Source organism: Rhizobium sp. UBA1881, from assembly GCF_002338015.1.
Classification (GTDB): Bacteria; Pseudomonadota; Alphaproteobacteria; order Rhizobiales; family Rhizobiaceae; genus Rhizobium.
Window position 1 is genome coordinate 13498 of the sequence record NZ_DDHH01000172.1, and the last position, 21705, is coordinate 35202.

The 21705-nt window shown below is 62.4% G+C and carries 24 protein-coding genes and 1 tRNA gene; 9 read left to right on the plus strand and 16 right to left on the minus strand.

Annotated features, from left to right (window positions below; translation table 11 throughout):
* The 5 genes from B3605_RS21105 to B3605_RS21125 form a co-directional block, all read right to left on the minus strand.
* The coding region (locus tag B3605_RS21105; protein ID WP_296435911.1) for a CpaD family pilus assembly protein at positions 1–649 on the minus strand (649 nt) is incomplete at its 3' end.
* 17 nt (positions 650–666) lie between these two features.
* The gene (locus tag B3605_RS21110; protein WP_112945151.1) at positions 667–2172 is read right to left on the minus strand and encodes a type II and III secretion system protein family protein; all 1506 of its coding nucleotides are present in this window, start codon (positions 2170–2172) and stop codon (positions 667–669) included.
* A gap of 11 nt (positions 2173–2183) precedes the next feature.
* Positions 2184–2996 (minus strand): Flp pilus assembly protein CpaB, encoded by an 813-nt coding sequence (cpaB, locus tag B3605_RS21115; RefSeq protein WP_112945152.1) that lies wholly within the window; start codon positions 2994–2996, stop codon positions 2184–2186.
* A 110-nt stretch (positions 2997–3106) separates the two neighbouring features.
* On the minus strand, positions 3107–3619 hold the full coding sequence (locus B3605_RS21120) for an A24 family peptidase (protein ID WP_112945153.1): 513 nt from the start codon (positions 3617–3619) through the stop codon (positions 3107–3109).
* A 107-nt stretch (positions 3620–3726) separates the two neighbouring features.
* Complete coding sequence (locus tag B3605_RS21125; protein ID WP_112945154.1) at positions 3727–3906, minus strand: Flp family type IVb pilin; 180 nt, start codon at positions 3904–3906, stop codon at positions 3727–3729.
* Between the two features lie 401 nt (positions 3907–4307).
* Between B3605_RS21125 and B3605_RS21130 the strand changes: the two genes are divergently transcribed.
* The 7 genes from B3605_RS21130 (at position 4308) to B3605_RS21160 (ending at position 9795) form a co-directional block, all read left to right on the plus strand.
* Complete coding sequence (locus B3605_RS21130) at positions 4308–4745, plus strand: pilus assembly protein N-terminal domain-containing protein (RefSeq protein WP_112945155.1); 438 nt, start codon at positions 4308–4310, stop codon at positions 4743–4745.
* A gap of 103 nt (positions 4746–4848) precedes the next feature.
* Entirely contained in the window at positions 4849–5466 is a 618-nt protein-coding gene (locus tag B3605_RS21135) for a TadE/TadG family type IV pilus assembly protein (RefSeq protein WP_112945201.1), read from the plus strand.
* Complete coding sequence (locus tag B3605_RS21140; protein ID WP_112945156.1) at positions 5466–6044, plus strand: TadE/TadG family type IV pilus assembly protein; 579 nt, start codon at positions 5466–5468, stop codon at positions 6042–6044. The genes B3605_RS21135 and B3605_RS21140 overlap by 1 nt, the downstream gene beginning before the upstream one ends.
* A gap of 107 nt (positions 6045–6151) precedes the next feature.
* Positions 6152–7372 (plus strand): phosphopentomutase, encoded by a 1221-nt coding sequence (locus B3605_RS21145; protein ID WP_112945157.1) that lies wholly within the window; start codon positions 6152–6154, stop codon positions 7370–7372.
* The gene (locus tag B3605_RS21150) at positions 7369–8337 is read left to right on the plus strand and encodes an adenosine deaminase (RefSeq protein WP_112945158.1); all 969 of its coding nucleotides are present in this window, start codon (positions 7369–7371) and stop codon (positions 8335–8337) included. The genes B3605_RS21145 and B3605_RS21150 overlap by 4 nt, the downstream gene beginning before the upstream one ends.
* A gap of 133 nt (positions 8338–8470) precedes the next feature.
* Complete coding sequence (gene upp / locus B3605_RS21155; protein ID WP_047506686.1) at positions 8471–9100, plus strand: uracil phosphoribosyltransferase; 630 nt, start codon at positions 8471–8473, stop codon at positions 9098–9100.
* 161 nt (positions 9101–9261) lie between these two features.
* Positions 9262–9795, plus strand: a complete 534-nt coding sequence (locus tag B3605_RS21160) for a TIGR02281 family clan AA aspartic protease (RefSeq protein WP_112973172.1) — start codon at positions 9262–9264, stop codon at positions 9793–9795.
* Here B3605_RS21160 and deoA read toward each other — a convergent pair whose 3' ends face one another.
* The 9 genes from deoA to B3605_RS21205 all read right to left on the minus strand — a co-directional run bounded on the left by deoA (position 9796) and on the right by B3605_RS21205 (position 18433).
* On the minus strand, positions 9796–11103 hold the full coding sequence (gene deoA / locus B3605_RS21165) for a thymidine phosphorylase (RefSeq protein ID WP_112945160.1): 1308 nt from the start codon (positions 11101–11103) through the stop codon (positions 9796–9798). It lies immediately after the preceding gene.
* A gap of 1 nt (position 11104) precedes the next feature.
* Positions 11105–11881: a deoxyribose-phosphate aldolase gene (gene deoC, locus B3605_RS21170; RefSeq protein WP_112945161.1), complete on the minus strand. Its 777-nt coding sequence runs from the start codon at positions 11879–11881 to the stop codon at positions 11105–11107.
* Entirely contained in the window at positions 11878–12684 is an 807-nt protein-coding gene (locus B3605_RS21175) for a purine-nucleoside phosphorylase (protein ID WP_112945162.1), read from the minus strand. The genes deoC and B3605_RS21175 overlap by 4 nt, the downstream gene beginning before the upstream one ends.
* A complete protein-coding gene (locus B3605_RS21180; RefSeq protein WP_112945163.1) occupies positions 12684–13070 on the minus strand; it encodes a cytidine deaminase in 387 nt (128 codons plus the stop codon). The genes B3605_RS21175 and B3605_RS21180 overlap by 1 nt, the downstream gene beginning before the upstream one ends.
* Before the next feature lie 4 nt (positions 13071–13074).
* Positions 13075–14046 (minus strand): ABC transporter permease, encoded by a 972-nt coding sequence (locus B3605_RS21185; RefSeq protein ID WP_018899199.1) that lies wholly within the window; start codon positions 14044–14046, stop codon positions 13075–13077.
* An 11-nt stretch (positions 14047–14057) separates the two neighbouring features.
* Positions 14058–15161, minus strand: a complete 1104-nt coding sequence (locus B3605_RS21190) for an ABC transporter permease (protein ID WP_112945164.1) — start codon at positions 15159–15161, stop codon at positions 14058–14060.
* A gap of 7 nt (positions 15162–15168) precedes the next feature.
* Complete coding sequence (locus tag B3605_RS21195; RefSeq protein WP_018899201.1) at positions 15169–16680, minus strand: ABC transporter ATP-binding protein; 1512 nt, start codon at positions 16678–16680, stop codon at positions 15169–15171.
* Positions 16681–16751: 71 nt separating this feature from the next.
* Positions 16752–17744: a BMP family lipoprotein gene (locus B3605_RS21200; protein ID WP_018899202.1), complete on the minus strand. Its 993-nt coding sequence runs from the start codon at positions 17742–17744 to the stop codon at positions 16752–16754.
* Positions 17745–18115: 371 nt separating this feature from the next.
* Complete coding sequence (locus tag B3605_RS21205) at positions 18116–18433, minus strand: hypothetical protein (RefSeq protein WP_112945165.1); 318 nt, start codon at positions 18431–18433, stop codon at positions 18116–18118.
* A 227-nt stretch (positions 18434–18660) separates the two neighbouring features.
* Between B3605_RS21205 and B3605_RS21210 the strand changes: the two genes are divergently transcribed.
* Together B3605_RS21210 and B3605_RS21215 are read left to right on the plus strand one after the other, a co-directional pair.
* Positions 18661–18750: transfer RNA gene (locus tag B3605_RS21210), tRNA-Ser, on the plus strand.
* Between the two features lie 237 nt (positions 18751–18987).
* On the plus strand, positions 18988–19707 hold the full coding sequence (locus B3605_RS21215) for a L,D-transpeptidase (protein ID WP_296435921.1): 720 nt from the start codon (positions 18988–18990) through the stop codon (positions 19705–19707).
* Positions 19708–19938: 231 nt separating this feature from the next.
* On the opposite strand, the gene pncB is transcribed toward B3605_RS21215, so the two are convergent.
* A complete protein-coding gene (gene pncB / locus B3605_RS21220; protein WP_112945167.1) occupies positions 19939–21243 on the minus strand; it encodes a nicotinate phosphoribosyltransferase in 1305 nt (434 codons plus the stop codon).
* Between the two features lie 151 nt (positions 21244–21394).
* A complete protein-coding gene (locus B3605_RS21225; RefSeq protein ID WP_112945168.1) occupies positions 21395–21697 on the minus strand; it encodes a hypothetical protein in 303 nt (100 codons plus the stop codon).
* Positions 21698–21705 lie beyond the last annotated feature (8 nt).

The window sequence follows — 21705 nt, forward strand, 5'->3', positions numbered from 1 at the left end:
TCGCGTCGATCGGCGTCATGCCGCGTGGCGCAACGAGATCTTCGGGGTTGGCGATCTGTGCCGCGAGGTTGTTCTGCGTCGCGCAGCCGAAATTGTAGTAGTTCTGGTTGCTGAAGTCGTTGATCATGTCCTTGGGCCACTGGCCGCACTGCGAGGTCATCGCCGTGGTACCGACAAAGGTGAGGCGGATCGGCGCCGCATCCTTGGCATCGAGCGTCACGTAGGAGCTGTTGACGATCTTCGAGCTCGCGATCCCGCGTGCGGAGAGTTCGGCGCGCACCTGGCCGCGCAGCTGGCGTGCGGCGTTGGAGTTTGGCGATCCCTCTGGTGTGAGCAGGTAGATCGGGCCGGTGGCGCGCGAACCGTAGTTCTGCGCGAAGCCGCGGATCATGTCGCGTTGCGCGGTGTTGAGCCGGCGGTCGGTCGAGGCAACCGGAATATCGACCGATTGCTCGGCTTCCGTCACCACGATCGGATGGCGCTGGCGATAATCGTCGGGGATGCCGCCCGTCGTCAGGTCGTCGCGCGAGGCGCAGCCCGAAAGCAAGGCGGCCGCGATTGCGGCGGCCGCGATAAGCGGTGTCGAAAAGCCGCGGTGGCGGGCGCTGGTCTTGATCTTGGCCATCGGCGTGTCTCTGTGTTGTGCCATTGCTGATCCCGCTTCGCTCATTTGTAGATGAACCCGATTGAACCGTGGAACTGGGCGTCGGCGACCGGCGTCTTGCCGCCGTAGACCTTGTTGACGCGGTTCATGAAGAATGCCGCGCCGTCGTTCTCCGGGCTGAAATTGTCGTCGGGACGGTTCAGCTGATTGCGGGCGACGGGACGCACGAGATAGGGCGTCGCGATGATGACAAGCTCTGTCTCGTCGCGCTCGACCGTGCGCTGGCGAAACAGTGTGCCCAGCAACGGGATCTTGTTGGCACCAGGCGTTCCGTTCGATGTCTGCGAAACGTTGTCGCGGATGAGGCCAGCCAGCGCGATCGAACCGCCGGACGGAAGTTCGACGGATGTCTCTGCCGAACGGCGCTGGTAGGTCGGCTGCGAACCGCTGACCGAAGGTGCCGGTTCCGACACGTTGGTCTTGATCTCCAGGCTGATGCGGCCCGAGGACAGGACGACAGGCTTGAAGGCCAGGTTGATACCGTAATTATAGGGCACGACGGTCACGTTGCCGTCGTTGTCGGTCGTCGAATAGAGCACCTGGCCGCCGGAATTGAACGTCGCGGCCTGGCCGGAAATAGCGGTCAGCGTCGGCTCGGCAAGCGTCTTCACGACCTTTGCCTGCTCCAGCGCGCTCAGATAGGTCGAGATATCGTATTTGCCGATCGAGCTCTTGAACAATGCAGCCAGACCGCCACCCAGCGTCGCGGTTGCGGCACTGGAATTGGGCGCGCCAAGCTGAGCGACGCTGAGGCCACCGGAATTGGAGACCAGATTGTCGAAGCCGATCTGCTTCAGGATCTCGCGGCGAACTTCGGCGATGGTCACCTTCAGCGTAACCTGGTCCTCACCTTCGATCTGCAGCAGGTTGATCACCTGCGACTGCTGGCGGTTTTCCGCGAAAAGCGCCACCGAGCCGTCACCGCCACCCTGGCTGCTGGCCGTTTCCGTGCGCGTCGTCGCCTCGCCGCCCTTGAGGAAGACGCCGGCAAGATCAGCCGCCTGCGCTGCGTCCTGCGGCGTGCGAACGGTGCCTGTCAGCACGATGTTGTCGGAGACGATCTCGACGTTGATGTTGGAATCGGGAATGAAGCGGCGCAGGTTGTTCTGCAACCCGCTGACGTCGCGTTCGATCGCGATGTCGAGGCTCACGATCTGCTGACCATCGGCGCCGAAGATGAAGATGTTGGTCTGCCCGACCGTCTTGCCGAACAGGTAGATGCGCCGCGAGGAGCGCGTCACCGCGTCGGCCATGCTCGGATCGGAAACGAGAATGTCGTGCGCATCGACGGGAAGGTCGATGACGATAGCCTTTTTCAGGCCGAGCTTGAGGGCGCGATGAGCGCCCGGGCCGGTTTGGGTGATGTTGACCATGCCATCGGCGGCGGCCTCAGCCGCGCTGACGCCGACGATCGGATCGAGGAAGGCGGGTGCGATGCCGGTAAAGCCGACCGTCAGCGACAGGCAGCCTGCCATCAGGTGTTTCATGTGCCGTGTTGAGTTGCCCATGTCCGTTTCCTCTACTCGGCTTTCGAAGGCGCACTGTCTGTGACGATGGCGCCTGACTTGATGACCTGAACGATGGAGCTGCCGTTATCGCCGCTGAGCAGGTAGTCGGCGGCCTTGGTGTCCGGCTCGCGGGCATCGGCAACCGAGCGCAGCGCCAGCGACAGGCGGTCGGCCATCTGTTGCGCGACCGCCAGAACCTTGGTCTGGTCAGGCGTCAGCTCCAGCGTCGCGGTCGTGCCGACCACCGCCTTGGAGCCATCGTCCTTTTCCTGAACCTGCTGGTCGATCGCGAGCACGCGCACGTTGTTGAGCACGGTCTCGGTCAGATACTTGTCGCCGCTCTTTTCCTTGCGCACCATGATCAGGTCGACGCGGTCGTTCGGCAGGATGAAGCCACCGGCACCGGTTGCGACCGAGATTTCGGTGGCGACCGCGCGTTTGCCCGAAGGCAGCAGCGACGACATGATGCGGCTGTTGGAATCGGCGATCTTTTCGGCCCGGATCGGCTCGCCCTCGAAGATCGGCATGCGCACAACGGCGCCCTGCAGGTCCTTGATTGCGTCGGGCTTGTCGGTTTCGGTAATGAAGCCCTGGACGACCCCGCCTGTCGGCCATGCCATCCAGTGTGCAGACTTGTCGTCGAGCCGCGCACCGACGGGCAGATTGGCGCCCGATACCAGCACGTTGACCGTCGGCTCCTTCTCGACCACCTGCTGCACCTGGGTCACGACCGATCCGCGGCCGGCAAGGCTCATCGCTAGAACGCCGGCCAGACCGGCGGCGACGACAGCCACTCCAAGGATCAATATGCGGGCGGGTTTCATCAGGCGTTCCCCAAGGAATCGAAATATTCGTTCCGGAGAATTGGCTCCAATTGGTGTAATTATAGTTAACGAAAGACTTCGATCTTAGGTTAACGAGCGCTTAAGCGCCTTTATTTCAGGCCCTGCAGCGCGGTCATGAACAGCGGCGAGGACGGAAATGCCAGAAAACCGCCGATCGCGATGGCGATACCGTAAGGGATCTTCTTGGCCATAAGGATCGAGTTCGGAACCGGAAGGCCGATCGCCAGGATGGTGTCTGCCTGCGTGCGGATCATCATGATGGCCAACGTCAGCAGGCCGCCAATAATACCGACATAGCCAAGAAACTCGACGATAGCAGGGTTAAGGCCGAACCAAAGTGCTGTGGCCGTCAGAAGCTTGGCGTCGCCGCCACCCATGGTGTTGGTTGCGAACAAAACGAAGCAGACGACAAACACGGCAAGCGCGCCGGCGGCATGATTGCCGATCGCGGCAAGCGGCATGCCGGTGAAAAGCGCGATGGCGAAGAAAGACGCGATGAGGATGATGGAGATCCTGTTCGGGATCGTCATCGTGAACAGATCGGAAAATGCCGCGATTGCGAGGCAGAGCGGGAATATCACAAAGACGGAAGCTGCGATCATTCTGCTATCGATCCTTAAGACAAAAGGCCCACCGCGTGTTCGCGTGAGCCTATGTTTAGCGCCAGACCTGTTAAGGTCTGGCGTATATCGTGTCGCCGAAGGCGATATCAGGTCGGCGTCTTGGACGAGATCGTGTTCGACAGGTTGTTGAACATGACGTTCAGTTTGTTGCCGAGTGCGGTAGCGCCGGTGATGAGCGCTACGGAAATGAGCGCTGCGATCAGGCCGTATTCAATTGCGGTCGCGCCGGATTCGTCTTTCAGAAAACGGCTTACAAGCTTGGTCATGATAACTCCTAACTCCAGTTGATGTTCAGCACGTCCGCCAACTGTTTGCCGTTGATCGGATGAGCACAACCTAACGTACCGCTCTTTCGATCGGCTTAAAAAAATGGGTTACCAATGTGTAAAGAAGAAGCAGTCGGCGGCTATGGTAAGTAACTGCCTCAGTAGATCTGTAGAAATTTAAATATCATGTGGAAGTTACTGCTGAATAAGGGATTTCTGATGGGGCGGGGTGCGGTGCCGTTACCTCATCCGCGATCGTGAGAGCCGTCTGTCTCGTTACGCTACTACTCTCGGCGCGTTAACGTCTCATTATGGACGAGCCGGTTGCAATATTAAGGTTTCATGCACCATTTTTTTCTATGCTCGCGGCAAGTTAGCGTCGTGATCGTGAGAGAATCCAGATGTCATCGAGCGGCATAAGGCTAGTCCTTGCCAGTGTACTTGCCGCCGTTGCGGCTTGCGCAACTGTCTACGCCCCGGCCTTCGCCCAACAGCAGCAGATGCTCAGGGTCTATATGGACCAGGCGCGCGTATTGAAGCTCGATCGTCCCGTCTCCAAGGTCATCGTCGGCAATGCAAAGGTGGCGGATGCGACGGTCGCCGACGCCAAGACCATCGTGCTGACAGGCCGCAGCTTCGGCAGCACCAATCTCGTCCTGCTCGATGCCGACGGTAACGCCATCCTCGATCAGAGCATCCTCGTATCCATCGACGAAGCCAACACGGTGCGCGTGTTCCGCCAGACGGAGCGCACGGTTTTATCCTGCACGCCGAACTGCGAACAGCACAGCGACACGACGGCTGCCGCGGGTGCAGCCGCCGGCGCGACGGGCCCGTAATCGACCCCTTTTACTTGTTGTTAAATTTCTGAACCGGCTTGAAACGGAAAATCAACGTTCGGCACCTAAAAGTGCATGATCGAAGCTGTGTCGGATGCAGGCCATGACGGAATTGGATCAAACAGCGGAACGGACGGATCGGCGCCAATGCAGGCGGCGGTGGTCCATTGCCGCTTTCAGGCGCTCGCGTGATGGAGCCGCCGCGATCGAGTTCGCGCTTCTTGCCATTCCTTATTTCATGGTGGTCTTCGCGATCATCGAGACATTCATCGCCTTTGCCGGCGAGGAGCTCGTGTCCAACGCAGTCGATACGCTGGGCCGCAAGATCCGCACCGGCCAGATCACGGCCACCAATACCGACCGCACCGCCTTTCGCACTGCCTTCTGCAAGGAGATCTCCATCCTGATCACCTGCTCGTCGACGGAGGCGGCAACGCCAAGCAAGCTGTTCGTCGATGTCCAGAAGTTCGCGACCTTCGCGGCCATCCCGACGACCATCCCGAAAAAGTCGACCGCAAACTTTTCGGACCTCGACACCTCGGCGCTTCAATACGCGCCAGGCGGCGCCGGCACCATCAACATGGTCCGGGCCTATTACAAGTGGCAGGTGATCGGCGATCTCATTCGCCCCTACATTTCCAACGTCCGGCCATCCGACGGCTCCTCGGCCTACTTCCTTATTGTCGCGACCGCCGCGTTCCAGAATGAGCAATACCCGTGATGAGGATCCGCAGCGCAATCGCCAGGCTGAAGACCCTGTCCCGCCGCTTTGCCGGTGACCGCGACGGCATGGGTGCGATCGAGTTCGCCATCCTCTTTCCGATCCTCGTCATGCTCTATGTCGGAGCCTTCGAGATCACCATCGGTCTCAGTGTCAGCAAGCGCGCCTCGCGTGCCGCAGCCACCGTGGCGGATGTCGTCACCCAGCAGCAGACGGTGACGAAATCCTGGCTCGCGGACATGCCCAATGCAGCAGCCGCGATCTTCGTGCCTTACAATGCCGGAACCACGCTCAGCCTGAAGATCACGGGCATCCAGATCGACGCCGCTGCAAATCCCACCGTCAAATGGTCCTGGGCGCAGGACAACAGCCGTCCCTACGCGGTCAATTCAGCGGTAACGGTGCCTGCCGATCTCAGGAAGGCAAGCAGCTTCCTTGTCCGCTCGGAGCTGTCCATTCCCTACAAGCTGTTCCTCTTCGCGCCCAATCTGATGCCGAATAACAGCACGCTGACCATCAGCCGTACCTATTACTACCGGCAGCGCCAGGGCGACAACGTCCTCTGCAGCGACTGCTGAGCGATACGTTTCGGCGCCCGCATTTGCCATCCTCACGCCTCCGTTATAAGGCTTGTGACACTGCGGCCGGCAATCCGGCGCGCTAGCTTTTCAGTGTCGGGTGAAACATGCCGCGTGCCTTTCTATTCGTGATGGATTCCTTCGGCGTCGGTGGCGCGCCGGATGCGGCCGCCTATGGCGACGAGGGGGCGGATACGCTCGGCCATATCGCCGAATTCTGCGCCGCCGGCTTGGGCGACCGCGAGGGTTTGCGATCAGGACCGCTGAAGCTGCCGAACCTCTCTGCGCTCGGCCTCCTGCATCTCGCCAAGGCCGCATCCGGAAAGATCCCCGTGGGCATGCCGATGGCCGAGAAGGTCTACGCCAGCTTCGGCTCGGCCAACGAGGTCTCGCGCGGCAAGGACACGCCATCCGGCCATTGGGAGATCGCTGGCACGCCCGTCAATTTCGACTGGGGCTATTTCCCGACCGAGGGCGACGCCTTCACGCCCGAATTCGTGGAAGCCTTGTGCCGCGCCGCCGAAGTGCCCGGCATCCTCGGCAATTGCCACGCGTCCGGCACCGACATCATCGCCCGCTACGGCGAGGAACACATCCGCACCGGCAAGCCGATCTGCTACACCTCGTCAGATTCGGTCTTCCAGGTCGCCGCCCACGAGAAGCATTTCGGCCTCGAGCGGCTGATGACCTTCTGCGCCATCGCCCGCGCCCTTCTCGATCGTGAAAACATCGGCCGCGTCATCGCCCGCCCCTTCGTCGGCGAAACCAGGGCGACGTTCGAGCGCACCGGCAATCGCCGCGATTTCTCCGTGCCGCCGCCCGAGCCGACGCTGCTCGACAGATTGGTGAAGGAAGGCCGCACCGTCCATGCCGTCGGCAAGGTCGGCGATATCTTCGCCCACCAGGGCGTCTCGCGGGTCGTCAAGGCCAACGGCAATGCGGCGCTGATGGATGCGACGCTTGACGCCATGGATGTGGCCGAGGATGGCGATCTCGTCTTCACCAATTTCGTCGATTTCGACATGCTTTATGGTCATCGCCGCGACGTGCCGGGCTATGCCGCGGCCCTTGAAGCTTTCGACGTGCGCTTGTCGGAAGTCGGCGGCAAGCTGAAGCCCGGCGATCTCGTGATCATCACCGCCGATCACGGTTGCGACCCGACCTGGCGTGGCACCGATCACACCCGCGAGCGGGTTCCCATCATCGCCTACGGCCCCGGCCATCGCCCGCGCAATCTCGGCATCCGTTCGAGCTATGCCGATATTGGCGAGACCATTGCCCAGCATCTGCGCATCCCCGCCGGCCCGCACGGGAGGAGTTTTCTGTGACGTCGCATCTGAAGAAAGTCGAGCTGCACTGTCATCTGGAGGGTGCCGCGCCCCCGGCGCTCACTTTGGCGCAGGCCCGCAGGTACAACATCGACATCAGCGCCTATCTGAAGGACGGCGCCTATGTCTGGCATGATTTCGCAAGCTTCCTCGAGTGCTACGACAAGATCTCCGAGGTCTACAAGACCGACGAGGACTATGCGCTGCTGACCGAAACCTATCTGGCCGAGCTCGCCGCGATCGGCACGATCTACAGCGAGCTCATCGTCTCGCCCGATCACGGCAAGCGCATCGGCCTCGGCGCCGATGCCTATATCGAAGGCGTGTGCGAGGGCATCCGCCGCGCCAAGGCGGCATCGGGCATCGAGGCCCGGCTGATCGTCACCGGCGAGCGCCACTTCGGCCCCGAGAGCGTCATCGGCGCCGCCGAATATGCCGCAAGCGCCCGCAACCCGCTTATCACCGGCTTCAACCTCGCGGGCGAGGAGCGCATGGGCCGCGTGGCGGATTATGCGCGCGCCTTCGACATCGCCCGCGACGCCGGCCTCGGCCTCACCATCCACGCCGGCGAAGTCTGCGGCGCCTTCAGCGTTGCAGATGCGCTGGATGCGGTTCGCCCGGCCCGCATCGGCCATGGCGTGCGTGCCATCGAGGATGCCGATCTCGTCAAGCGGCTGGCCGATCTCGGCACGGTGCTGGAAGTCTGCCCGGGCTCGAACATCTCGCTCAAGGTCTTCCCGGATTTCCAGTCGCACCCGCTGCGGGCGCTGAAGGATGCCGGCGTGCGCGTCACCATCAGCTCCGACGATCCGCCCTTCTTTCACACTTCGCTCGAACGGGAATACGAGCTCGCTTCCTCCGTCTTCGGCTTCAGTGACGCCGAGATCAATGCCATCACCCGCACCGGCATCGAGGCCGCCTTCGTCGACGAGGCGACGCGTAGCAAGCTTCTGGCCAGGCTCTGATCCGTCCCGATCCGGGCCAGATTGGGGATCCCAGATTGGGGATCATAGGGTCAATTTGCCCTCCGCTCTTGCGGCGGAGACAAATTCCGTGGAAGAAACATGCTATAAGAACAGCCAAAGAAAGGGCTCGGCCATGAACGGCGTAACGGTCATCGATCATCCGCTCGTGCAGCACAAACTCACCATCATGCGGCGCAAGGAAACGTCGACGGGCAGCTTCCGCCGGCTGTTGCGCGAAATCTCCACCTTGCTGTGTTACGAGGTGACGCGCGATCTCGAGCTGACGATGGCAACAATCGAAACGCCGATGCAGACGATGGAATCGCCGATCCTCGAAGGCAAGAAGCTGGTTTTCGTGTCGATCCTGCGCGCCGGCAACGGCCTGCTCGAAGGCATGCTGGAGCTGGTGCCCTCAGCCCGCGTCTCGCATATCGGCATGTACCGCGATCACGATACGCTGCAGCCGGTGGAATACTATTTCAAGGCGCCCGAAGCGCTCGACGAACGCCTGATGATCGTTGTCGATCCGATGCTGGCTACCGGTAACTCCTCGATCGCCGCCATTCACAAGCTGAAGGAGCGCGGCGCGACCAACATCCGCTTCCTCTGCCTGCTCGCTGCCCCCGAGGGCATCAAGAACTTCCAGGAAGCCCATCCCGACGTGAAGATCTACACGGCTTCGATCGACAGCCATCTCAACGAAAAGGGCTACATCATGCCCGGCCTCGGCGATGCCGGCGACCGCATGTACGGCACGAAGTAATTAACGAGCCGTTTACCATTTGAAATGTTACATGGGGCCTGGACTATGTTTCCAGGCCTTATCTCCTTCCGCCGTTAGCAACTTTTCAGCAATTGTGGCTTAGCTGCTAAAGATACGGCCGCGCATGATGCACGGTTTATACAGGAAGGATTTCTGTTTCCATGCTCTTGCGTACAGTCATATTCGCAAGCATCGCCGCGGTGCTTGCCACACAGGTTCCTTCCTTCATCGGAAGCACGCCCGCACGGCCGGAAGGCCCGATCTCCGCCAATTTCGTCTCCGGCGCGATCGATCCCAACCCGACGACTGCAATCTCTGGCAATGGCACCAGCATGCGCCTGCAGGCCGATCAACAGGGCCACTACACCGGTGATTTCCGCATCAACGGCAAGTCCGTCTCCGGCCTGATCGATACCGGCGCCACCTATGTCGCGCTCAACGAGACCATGGCCCGCCGTCTCGGCTATACCGCCAACCAGCTCGATTTCCGCTATTCGGTAAATACGGCCAACGGCCAGACCAAGGCCGCGCATATCATGCTCGACCGCGTCGAGATCGGCGGCATCCGGGTGCGCGATGTCGAGGCTTTCGTCTTGAAGGACGAGGCGCTGTCCTCGACGCTCGTCGGCATGAGCTTCCTGAAGAAGCTCGCCTCCTATGCGGTCGCCGACGGCTCGCTCAGCATGAAGCAGTAATCAGAAGCGCGATGAAATGACCGGTGGCAGCGCGGGCGCGCTGTCGCTGATCGTGTAGTTCGCCTGAAGTGCCGCAGCCGCTAGTTCCGCCGCATCATCGTTCGCCGCATGCACGAAGGCGATCGGCTCGCCGCGCTCGACGCGCGTGCCGAGCGGGAGGATATCGCTGAACCCCACCCTATGGTCGATCCGGTCATCGGGGTGTCGCCGCCCGCCGCCGAGATCGATCAGGCCCATCCCGATATCCCTGCTGTTACAGGCAGCAAGCCAGCCGCTTCGCGCGGCCACGACAGGCCGGATGGCTGGGGCAGCCGGCAGATAGGCGTCGGGCTTCTCCAGAAGGTCCGACGGCCCGCCCAGCATATGCGCCATGCGCCCGAATATCTCCGCCGCCTTGCCCGACGACAGCGCCGCAGCCGCCCGCGCCTCGCCATCCTCCCGCGAGGATGCGACGCCTGACTGGACAAGCATCTCTGCCACGAAGGCAAGCACCACCGTCTCCAGCCTCGTGCCGCTCTTCTCGCCCGCGAGGAACGCAATCGCGTTGCGGATCTCCAGCGCGTTGCCAACGGCATCTGCCAGCGGCTGGTTCATGTCGGTGATGACAGCCGAGGTCTTCAGCCCGGCGCCATTCGCGACCTCGACCAGCGATTTCGCCAGCTGCTCGGCCTCATCCGCCGAGGCCATGAAGGCGCCGCTGCCGACCTTCACGTCGAGCACCAGTGTCTGCAGCCCGGCGGCCAGCTTCTTCGACAGGATCGAGGCGGTGATCAGCGGAACGGAATCCACTGTCGCCGTCACGTCGCGCACCGCGTAGAGCTTGCCGTCTGCCGGCGCCAGCGCGGCCGTCTGGCCGATGATGGCGCAGCCCGCCTCGCGCACCACCTTGCGGAACAGCGCGGCGTCGGGCGTAACCGTATAGCCTGGTATGGATTCCAGCTTGTCCAACGTCCCGCCGGTGTGGCCGAGCCCGCGCCCTGATATCATCGGCACCGCCAGCCCGCAGGCCGCCGCGATCGGCGCCAGCATCAGCGAGACATTGTCGCCGACGCCGCCGGTCGAATGCTTGTCGGCGATCGGCCGGTCGAGATCGCTCCAGTCGAGCATGTCGCCGGAGCGCGCCATCGCCATGGTCAGCGAAACGGTTTCCTCGCGGCGCATCCCCTTGAACCATACGGCCATGGCAAAGGCGCCGATCTGCCCTTCGGAGAGCTTGCCCGCCGCAAGTGCTGCGATAAACGCCTGGATATCGTCATCGGACAGCACCGCGCCGTCGCGCTTGCGGCGAATGATCTCCTGCGGGATCATCTCAGTAGCTCGCGGCGGTCGCCGGTGCCGATTGCGTGCCGGAAAGAACCGCCAGTATATCGTCGAGCACGCCCGAAGCGCCGAAGCGGAAGGTCGAGGGCATCGGCCAGTCGGGCGCCATGATCGTTTCGGCAAGGCTCAGATAGAGCGCTGCATCGGCCACCGAGGCAATGCCGCCCGCCGGCTTGAAGCCGACCTTGCGACCGCTCTGGCGAATGGCCCGCAGCATGATGTCGGCGGCCTCCAGCGTTGCGTTGACGGACACCTTGCCCGTCGAGGTCTTGATGAAGTCGGCGCCTGCCTCGATCGCCAGTTCCGAAGCACGGCGGATCATCGCCGCATCCTTGATCTCGCCCGTCTCAAGAATGACCTTCAACAGCACCGCATCGCCGCATTCGGCGCGCACGGCGGCAACCATGTCGGTAACCGCCCGGCCGCTGCCGGCGATGAACTTGCGATAGGGGATGACGAGATCGATCTCGTCGGCGCCGTCGGCGATCGCCTCGCGCGTTTCCGCCGCCACGTCGGCGACCTCCATCTCGCCGGAGGGAAAATTGACGACGGTTGCGATCTTCACGGGATGGCCGCTGCCGAGGATCGAGCGCGCATGCGCCACGAAGCGCGGCCAGATGCAGATAGCGGCGCTATTGCCGTAGGGCGTCTGCGCGCGTGCGCACAAGGCTTCGATCTGCGCTTCCGTGCAGTCGTCCTTGAGGTTGGTGAGATCAAGCAACGACAGCGCCACGGCCGCCGTTTCCTTCAGCGAGTGATTGCTCATGCGTCATTTCCTCCAGCCGCGATCATCTCTTTCAGGATGGCGGCAAGACGGGCACCGCCGATGGGCGCCATCTCCTTGGTTTCGTCGTGGCTCAGTTCCGAACCGGTCATTCCGGCCCCATAGTTGGTGATAACGGAAGCAGCCGCAACCCTCATGTCGAGCATTCGGGCAATGATGACTTCAGGCACGGTCGACATGCCCACGGCATCTGCGCCGAGAATGCGCGCCATGCGGATTTCCGCCGGCGTCTCGAAGCTCGGGCCGGAGAACCACATGTAGACGCCCTCAGAAAGCGCCGTCCCCGTCGTCGCCGCCGCCCGCCGCATCGCGTCAGCAAGCCCGGTATCATAGGCATTGGTCATGCCCACGAAGCGGCGGTCGCTTTCCTCGCCTATCAGCGGGTTGATGCCGGAATAGTTGATGTGGTCGGTGATCTGCATCACCGATCCCGGCGCCAGATCCTCGCGCAGCGATCCCGCCGAGTTCGTCAGGATCAATGCCTCCACGCCGAGCGCCTTCAACACCTCGATCGGCCGCCGCATGGCGTTGGCGTCGCCCGTCTCGTAGAAATGCACGCGCCCCGACAGCATGATCACAGCCACGCCGCCAAGCGTGCCGGCCACCACCTCGCCGGCATGGCCGGAGACGGCACTGACGGGAAAGCCCGGGACATCCTGATAGGGTATCCGAACCGCATCCTTGAGCTCCGCCACCAGCGAGCCGAGCCCGGAGCCGAGGATCACGCCGTAGCGCGGCGAAAGCCCGCCGAGCCGCGATTTCAGCAGGTCGAGCGCCGCCTGCATCAGAGTTCGGTCTCGAAGCTGAAGGGAAGCAGCTCGTCCATGGTCATGGTCTTCTGCACGCCTGTTTCGTCGCAAAGATAGATCCTCGTCTCCTTGGAGGCGAATTCCGAGATCTTCTGCCGGCAGCCGCCGCAGGGCGGGCAGAGCGGCAGCTTCTCGGCGATCACGGCCATCTCGACGATCTTCTTCGCCCCGCCCATGATCATGGCGCTGATCGCCGTCGGCTCGGCACACCAGCCCTGTGGGAAGGAGAGGTTCTCGATGTTGGCGCCGGTATAGACCTTGCCGTCTTCGGCGCGGATGGCCGCGCCGACGGGGAACTTGGAATAGGGCGCGTGGGCGAATGCCATGGCGCCGCGGGCGGCTTCGAAGAGGTCGTGGGACATGGTCTTAGCGTTCCTTGACATAGGGTGCGCCGCCGGCCTTCGGCGGGATGGCTTTGCCGATGAAGCCCGCGAGCAGCACGCAGGTGAGGATATAGGGCAGGGCCTGGAAGATCTGCACCGGCACTTCGCCGATACCGGGGATAGGCTTGCCCTGCATGAAATTCCCGAGCGCATCGAGGAAGCCGAACAGCAGGCAGGCGAACATGACAGGCACAGGCTTCCACTTGGCGAAAACGAGTGCTGCCAGCGCGATGTAGCCCTTGCCGGCCGACATGTCCTTGATGAAGGCGGCCGACTGCGCGATCGCCAGATAGGTGCCGGAGAAGCCGCAAAGAATGCCGGCGCAGATGACGGCGCGGTAGCGCAGCCAGCTGACCGAGATGCCTGCGGTATCGACAGCACCCGGATTTTCACCGACGGCGCGCAGACGAAGACCGAAGCGCGTGCGGTAGAGGATCCACCAGGAGAGAGGCACCGCCAGGAAGGCGAGGTAGGTCAGAATATTGTTGCCGGAGATGACGTTGGCATAAAGCGGCCCGAGGATCGGCACCTCGCGCACCGCATCGGCGCCCGGAAGCGTGATCGGCGTGAAGCGCGCGTCGCCGGCCAGCTGCGGCGTGCGTCCGCCCTGGCCGAACCAGGCCTGGCCGAGCACGATGGTGATCCCGGCCACGAAGAAGTTGATCGCGACGCCGGAGATGATCTGGTTGCCGCGGTTGGTGATCGAGGCGAAGCCATGCACGAAGCTCAGTGCCACCGAGCAGACGATACCGGCGCAGAGCCCCGCCCAGGCGGAATCGGTGAGATAGGCGACGCAGGCTGCGGCGAAGGCCGAGCCCAGCATCTTGCCCTCGAGCCCGATGTCGAAGACGCCGGCGCGTTCGGAAAACAGGCCAGCCAGCGCCGTGAAGATCAGTGGGATCGACAGGCGGATGGTGGAGCTCAGAACGCTGATGAAGATGTCGTAATATTCCATCGTCGCGCTCCTTACGCCCGCTTGAACTGTTGGTAGAGACGCACCATCGCCGGCCGGTACATGTATTCAAGCGCGCCGGCAAACAGGATCACCAGACCCTGGATCACGAGGATCATCTCGCGGGTGATGTTGGGCATCTCGAACGAGATCCAGTCGCCGCCCTGGTAGAGGATGCCGAACAGGATGGCCGAGAGCACGATGCCGACGGGATGGTTGCGCCCCATCAGCGACACCGCGATTCCGACGAAGCCGGCGCCGCCGACGAACTCGACCTGCAGGCGGGCCGACGAGCCCATGACGGGATTGAGCGCCATCATCCCCGCCAGCGCGCCCGAAAGCAGCATGGCGATGATGACGATGCGCGCATAGGGAATGCCGGCGTAAGCAGCCGCACTCGGGCTGACGCCGAGCGTGCGCATCTCGAAGCCGAGCTTGGTGCGCCAGATCAGCAGCCAGACGAAATAAGCCGCCACCAGCGCGATGATGAAGGAGACGTTGAAGGGTGCCGCGCCCAGCTTGGCGCCGAACATGTCCATGATCCAGCCGAGCTTCGGCAGCTGGCCGCCCTCAAGAAAGGTGCGGGTCTCAGGCGCCATCTTGCCCGGCACGATCAGCACGTGCACCAAGAGGTACACCATCAGCGCCGCGCCGATATAGTTGAACATGATCGTGGTGATGACGATATGGCTGCCGCGCTTGGCCTGCAGCCAGGCCGGAATGAAGGCCCAGGCCGCGCCGAACAGGCCGGCGCCGATGATGGCCACGGGCATGGTCACGTACCACGGCACGAACTTGTCGAGCGCCAGCGCCACCAGCGCGCAGCCGAGACCGCCGAGATAGGCCTGTCCCTCGGAACCGATGTTGAACAGCCCGGCATGGATGGCGACCGCCACCGAAAGCCCGGTGAAGATGAAGCTGGTGGCGTAGTAGAGCGTAAAGCCGATGCCTTCGCCGCTCCCGAGCGCACCTTCGATCAGAAGCTGCAGCGCGCCGAGCGGGCTTTCGCCGATCAGCCAGACGACGAAGCCTGATATCAGGAAGGCGGTGAGAAGGTTCAGGATCGGGATGAGGCCGTAGTTGATCCAGCGGGGTAGGGGAGTGGAAGCAGTGCTCATCAAGGCCTCACGCGGCAATGCCGGCCATCATCAGGCCGAGGGTCTGTTCACCGGCATCGGGCGTCTTCTCGCCGACGACATGGCCGGCGAACATGACAAGGATACGGTCTGAAAGGGCGCGGATTTCGTCGAGCTCGACGGAGACGAGCAGGATCGCCTTGCCCGCGTCGCGCATCTCGATGATCCGGCGGTGAATGAATTCGATGGCGCCGATGTCGACGCCGCGCGTCGGCTGGCCGATGATGAGCGCCGTCGGATCGCGCTCGATTTCGCGGGCGACGACGATCTTCTGCTGGTTGCCGCCGGAGAAGTTTGCGGTCTTCAGTCGTGGGTTCGGCGGCCGGATGTCGTATTTCTCGATCTTCTCCATTGCGTCCTTGCGGATCGCTTCGAGATCGAGCAGCGGGCCCTTGCTGTATTCAGGCTTGCGGTGATAGCCGAGCACCGAATTCTCGTATTCCTCGAACTTCAGTACGAGGCCCATGTGATGGCGGTCCTCGGGGATGTGCGCCAGGCCAAGTTCGCGCAGCCGCGCCGGATCGGCCTTGTCGATCGGCTGTCCGTCGAGCAGGATCTCGCCCGAATGCGGCTTGCGGATGCCGGCGATGGCTTCCAGCAACTCGGACTGCCCGTTACCGGCCACGCCCGCCACGCCGACGATCTCGCCGGCCCGCACGTCGAACGACACGTTGTCGACCATCACGACGCCGCGGTCGTCCTTCACCGTCAGATTGCGCACCGACAGGATGACCTTGCCGGGATTGGCCTCGCCCTTCTGCACGCGCAATAGCACGCGGCGGCCGACCATCAGCTCGGCCAGCTCCTCGACCGTCGTCTCCGCGGTCTTGCGTGTGGCCACCATCTCGCCGCGGCGCATGACCGACACCGTATCGGTGATCGCCATGATCTCGCGCAGCTTGTGGGTGATGAGAATGACCGTCTTGCCCTGGTCGCGCAGCACCTTGAGGATGCGGAACAGGTGGTCGGCCTCGGCCGGCGTCAGAACGCCCGTGGGCTCGTCGAGGATCAGGATCTCGGCGCCGCGATACATGGCTTTCAGGATTTCGACGCGCTGCTGCAGGCCGACGGGGAGCTGCTCGATCAGCGCATCCGGGTTGACCTCGAGGCCGTATTCCTTCTCCAGCCGCTTCAGCTCGGCGCGGGCCGATGCCACGCCCCTTGCGAGCAGCGCTCCGCCCTCGGCGCCGAGCATAATGTTCTCGAGCACCGTGAAATTGTCGACCAGCATGAAGTGCTGGTGCACCATGCCGATACCGGTTGCGATCGCCGTCTGGCTGTCCTTGATCGTCACGGCCTGGCCGTTGACCCGGATCTCGCCCTGATCGGCATGGTAAAAGCCGTAGATGATCGACATCAGCGTCGATTTTCCGGCTCCGTTTTCCCCGATGATGCCGTGGATGGATCCCTTGGCGACAGTGAGGTTGATGTCTTTGTTGGCGTGGACGGCACCGAATTTCTTGTCGATGCCCACAAGTTCGATAGCGGGCGTGTCAGTCACAGCAGGCTCCAGATACGAAAAGGGCGTATGGCGAAAATCAATTCCGCCATACGCCCAATTTCAGGCGCGGATCACTTCGGGCAGGCGTTGTCCGAGGTGTAATCGTGAACCTTGACGGTGCCCGCGATGATGTCTGCCTTGGCCTTTTCGACGGCGGCCAGCATTTCAGGCGTGATTAGCGCCTTGTTGTTGTCGTCGATGGCAGCAGCAACGCCGTCTTCCTTGACGCCGAGCGACTGTACGCCGCCGGTGAACTTGTCGGCCTTGGTGTCGGTGTAGGCGTTGTAGACCGCGAGGTCGACGCGCTTGACCATCGAGGTCAGGACCGAGCCCGGATGCAGGTGGTTCTGGTTCGAATCGACGCCGATCGAGAACTTCTTGTTGTCGGCGGCGGTCTGCAGAACGCCGAGACCGGTTGCGCCGGCTGCCGCGTAGATCACGTCGGCGCCCTGGTCGATCTGGTTCTTGGTGAGCTCACCGCCGCGAACCGGGTCGTTCCATGCAGCACCCGTCGTGCCGGTCATGTTCTGGAACACTTCCATCTTGGCGTTGGCAGCGCGTGCGCCCTGCTCGTAGCCGCACTCGAACTTGCGGATCAGCGGAATGTCCATGCCGCCGACGAAGCCGACCTTGCCGGTCTTGGATGCCATGCCGGCGAGAACGCCGACGAGGTACGAACCTTCTTCTTCCTTGTAGACGACCGAGCGGACGTTCGGCTTGTCGACAACGGCGTCAACGATGATGAACTTGGTGTCCGGGAATTCGGCGGCAACCTTTTCGATCGCCGAGGTCCAGGCGAAGGAGACGGCAACAACCGGGTTGAAGCCGCGGCTGGCGAAGTTGCGGATGGCCTGTTCGCCCTGGGTGTCGCCGGTCGGCTCGAAGTCGCGGTAGGCGATACCGGTTTCCTTCTTGAACTTCTCGGCGCCATTGTAGGCGGCTTCGTTGAAGGACTTGTCGAACTTTCCGCCGGTGCCGTAGACCAGTGCCGGCTTGACGTCGGCAGCGAGCGCCGTCGTGGACATGGCAGCCACGGCAAGGACGGTCAGAAGGGATTTTTTCATTGTGCAGCCCTGTTGTTGCTATTTGTTAGGGGTCCTCCCGCAAGCCCGTTTTCAGGCATGTCTGCGGAACCACCGACCTCCCCCCGGAGGCCTGGCTTGCCGCATCCTTGCATGGCTCCAATGAAAATTCACGAGAAATTTTTCGGCTGGTAAAAAATCACCGACTTTGCGTAAAAACCGGCCAGCGCAATCGTTTTTTACGCAAAAGCACCGCTAAAATGCGATTTTTCTAGCCATTTGAGACGCCGCCATGCACCTCCAGCCGCGACGCGCCTCGTGTCCGCATCATGCGCGCATGGCCGCCAAAGGGCGTTCACCGCCACGTCAGGTAGCATAAATGTGGACAAGCATGCCTGAGACCGGCGTCTCGCCTAAGCCGCGAAACGGCCAGCCACCGGCGGCTTCTTATACCCCGCCATCCACAGCAACAGCGAAAGCACGAGAAACACCGCGAAAGCCGGCTGCATCATCAGCCACTGGAAGGCGATCGTGTAGAAGCGGGGATGGATATAGTAGGCGATGGTCGATTGCAGCGCCTCGAAGGAGGATGCGCTCATGTCCTGCCAGGCGTCGCCCATCGGCGTGATGACGACGGAGGATGCCGCCACGGACTGGATGCTGTCGATCGTTCCGGCAATCACCGCAACCACCAGCGCGATCAGGCTCGCCAAACGCAAAAGGAAACGCATTACACTCTCCGCCACCGATCCGCCGGATTTGGCCCGGCCAGTTGCGCCCATTCTCCAAGACATCAAGACACTAGTGCCCTGCCGCCGGAACCGCAATGGACCGCATTCCGGCACTTTTGCTGGAAGAAGTCAAAAAACTGTTAGATTTAGGTTGATCCCTGAAAATTCCTCGGTATATATCGCGCCGTTCCAACGATTTGCGCCGAAGGGTGCCAAATCAAGCAGCAGGACAGGTGGCCGAGTGGTTTAAGGCGCACGCCTGGAACGCGTGTGTACGTGAAAGCGTACCGTGGGTTCGAATCCCACCTTGTCCGCCATTTCCTCGGAAATCGATGCTGCTATCTCCGTCTCCCCATTGACGTGCGATCCGTTAGCCAACGCCGGCTTTTTGCGCCCTATGTCATGCGTTTCACGCCCCGTGTTGCATTCCGCCAACAACCCCGCGCCGAAGCTCCCGGGCCCTTCTGTATTTCCGTCCGCGAACACAATTTGGTCACCGATGCCCGGCCAGGGAGGTGGATCACAGCTTACCTCTCGCATTGGATACCCTGAAATTGCATAGCCTCTCCATTCTTCGGCCGCTTGTCGCGGCGGCCGGCGTTTCGCTGCTTGCGGCCTGCACGCAGCTTCCCTCCCAACCGGTCGACGTCGCCATGCCCAAGCCGCCGGCCGTCGAGGCTGCAGCACCCGTCGCCAAGGCCGCCGTGTCGCAGCCGGAGCGCCCGGTCGACAAGCCGGATTATCCGCTGATCTACGCCGATCTCGACGACAGCAGCTATCGTCTGCCGGCGATCAGCTATGCCGAGGTCGATCCGCGCTATCTTCGCCAGGAGGTCGATTATCATAGCGACGAACCACCGGGCTCGATCGTCGTCGATACCGAGACCAAGTTCCTCTATTTCATTCTGAAGAACGACCGGGCGATCCGCTATGGCGTCAGCCTCGGTGCCCAGGGCCGCGCCTGGAAGGGGCGGGCGGTGATCCAGTGGAAGCGCAAATGGCCGACCTGGACACCGACGCCGTCGATGATCGGCCGCAATCCGAAGCTCAGCGAGTGGAAAGAGGGCATGCCGCCGGGGCTCAGCAATCCGCTCGGCGCCCGCGCGCTCTATATCTTCCAGGATGGCCAGGACACGCTCTACCGCATCCACGGCTCGCCGGAATGGCGCTCGATCGGCAAGAACGCCTCTTCCGGCTGCGTGCGCATGTTCAATCAGGACATCATCGACCTCTACGACAGGGTTCGCGGCAAGGCGATCCTCGTCGTCAAGTAAGCGGGCTACGGGCGCCCAAAAGCGAGGCGCCCGTCTCGCCTGATTGATTGACATGACGAGGCAAGCACGACCTGCCGCCTTGCATCCCCGCCAATATGCTGTAAACGCAGCTTCGGAACGCGACTGCCGTTAACTTAAGAACGGGGTCGGGCGGCAGATTGACGTCACGTCGCTGTCACGAGATCACGTGGCCGTTCCCTCATCCCCAAAGCACATGCGTTGGTAAGCGCCTTAGACCAGAACGGCCTGATCGACCAGATCCTCGGTGCCGAAGAACTTCAGATAGCGCTGCACCTCCTGAGGCTCGCCCGTCGCCTTCTGCGGGTTGTCGGAGAGCTTGACGGCCGGACGGCCGTTGGCGTCGCTGACCTTGCAGACGATCGAGATCGGGTTGAGGCCGGAGATTTCGGTCGGCGCGCAGCCGGCGAAGTCGTTGGTGAGGTTGGTGCCCCAGCCGAAGCTCATGCGTACGCGTCCCTCGAAATGCTTGTAGGTGTCGATGATCGCGTCGACATCCATCCCGTCGGAGAAGATCAGCATCTTCTGCCGCGGATCGCGTCCCATCTTCTTCCACCATTCGATGATCTTCTCGCCGCCTTCGATCGGGGGAGCGCTGTCGGGGCGGAAGCCCGTCCAGTCCGCCACCCATTCCGGCGCGTCGCGCAGGAAGGCCGCCGTGCCGAAGGCATCGGGCAGCACGATCAGAAGGTTGCCGCCGTAAAGCTTGTTCCAGTCGCGCAGCACCTTGTAGGGCGCGTTGCGCAGCTCGTCGTCTGTCTCGGCAAGGGCGGCCGCCACCATCGGCAGTTCATGCGCGTTGGTGCCGACAGCCTCGAGATCGTTGTCCATGGCGAGCAGCACGTTGCTGGTGCCGGTAAAGCCCGCACCGATGCCTTCCTTCAGGGCCTCGACGCACCAGCGCTGCCACAGGAAGCTGTGGCGGCGCCGCGTGCCGAAGTCGGAGATGCGCAGGCCCGGCAGTTCGCGCAGCCGCTCGACCTTCTCCCACATGCGCGCCTTGGCGCGGGCATAGAGCACATCGAGCGTAAACGGCCCGAGCGCGCGTAGCGCTGAGCGAGAGCGCAGCTCGTTGATGATTGCGAGTGCCGGAATTTCCCACATCGTGGTCTCTTTCCACGAGCCGTGGAAATCCAGCCTGTACTGCCCGTCGCGCTTCGAAAGCTCGTATTCCGGCAGCTGGAAATGCGACAGCCAGGCCAGGAATTCGGGCTCGAAGATCTGCGCGCGGCCATAGAAACTGTTACCCGCCAGCCAGATCATCTCCTTCTTGGAGAGCCTAAGCGTGCGCGCATGGTCGAGCTGCGCGCGCAATTCCCCCTCGTCGATTTCCTCGGCAAGCAGCACCCGCTTGGTGCGGTTGATGACGGTGAAGGTGGCGTTGACATCCGGATAGAGCTTCCAGATCATCTGCAGCATCAACAGCTTGTAGAAGTCCGTGTCGATCAGGCTGCGGACGATTGGGTCGAGTTTCCAAGCGTGGTTGTAAACGCGCCGTGCAATATCTGTCTTCGCCATCGATTCCACCCTATCCAATCCGGGTGCAGGCGCCGCGAACGGCGCACGACAACCGGCCTGTGCGCTTTCTTATCGAAAACTGTGCCGGTAATGTCCAGAACAAATAAGACCCCGCGATTTCCCCGAAAGCCGGGTCAAGCGTCGCGCCCGCCTACTGCGCGTTTGTCTGCGGCGCGTTTGCCCGCCCGGCAGGCGTCGGCGCTTCCGTGCCGGACTGTCCGCCACCGCCTTGAGCCGGAGCGGTCGTAGCATGTGCCGGTTCGTCCGGCTGCGGTAGGTGATAGCGGCTCCAAATTTCCACCGGAATCCAGACGGCGAACGCCAGAAGTAGCGCCGCGATCAGCATGCGTAAGATGCGGACGCTGGTCGGCGACTTTCGCTTGGTCCTTCCGGCCGTCGTGTCTTTTTGCGCCTGAGCGCCTTCGCTCCACGGTCTCTCGATCCGTTCGACCATGTTTGCCC